We start from the raw sequence: 860 nt of genomic DNA on the forward strand, positions 1-860 counted from the left end.
ACACGGATTACATCAAAAACACACTGGATGTTCCGTCGATTCATTTCGATTCTGCATGGGTGCCATACACTAATTTCCATCCGATTTATGACGGTAAAAGCGGAATGAGCGGCGAGCGCATTCCCGGAAAAGTCATTTACGAAACGCAATCAACGCACAAACTACTGGCAGCTTTCTCACAGGCATCGATGATTCACATTAAGGGTGATTACAACGAAAGTACCTTTAATGAAGCCTATATGATGCACACCACAACATCGCCAAATTACGGCATTGTGGCTTCTGCAGAAACTGCCGCGGCGATGTTGCGCGGTAACCCCGGACGGCGTCTCATTAACCGCTCGGTTGAACGCGCGCTGCATTTCCGTAAGGAGATACAGCGGTTGCGGGAAGAAACCGAGGGCTGGTTCTTTGATATCTGGCAGCCTGAATATATTGATGAAGCCGAGTGCTGGCCGCTGAATCCCGATCAAAACTGGCACGGTTTTGCCAACGCCGATACCGATCATATGTATCTTGATCCGATCAAAGTGACGATCCTGACACCCGGAATGGATGAAACGGGTAAGCTGGAAGAACAGGGGATCCCGGCGGCGTTAGTGGCGAAATTCCTCGATGAGCGCGGCGTGGTGGTAGAAAAAACCGGTCCGTACAATCTGCTTTTCCTGTTCAGTATCGGCATTGATAAAACCAAATCCATGAGTCTGATGCGCGGCCTGACTGATTTTAAGCGCAGTTATGATCTCAATTTGCGGGTCAAGAATATGCTGCCTGATCTGTATGCGGAAGATCCTGATTTTTATCGCAATATGCGGATTCAGGATCTGGCGCAGGGGATCCACAAACTGATCGTTCGTCAC

The 860-nt window shown here is 49.2% G+C and carries 1 pseudogene; it reads left to right on the forward strand.

The window, feature by feature from the left end:
- Positions 1-860, forward strand: a pseudogene (locus AC1DUO_RS25570) (lysine decarboxylase LdcC); the annotation flags it as partial.

The organism is Rahnella sp. P4_A8, assembly GCF_056402435.1.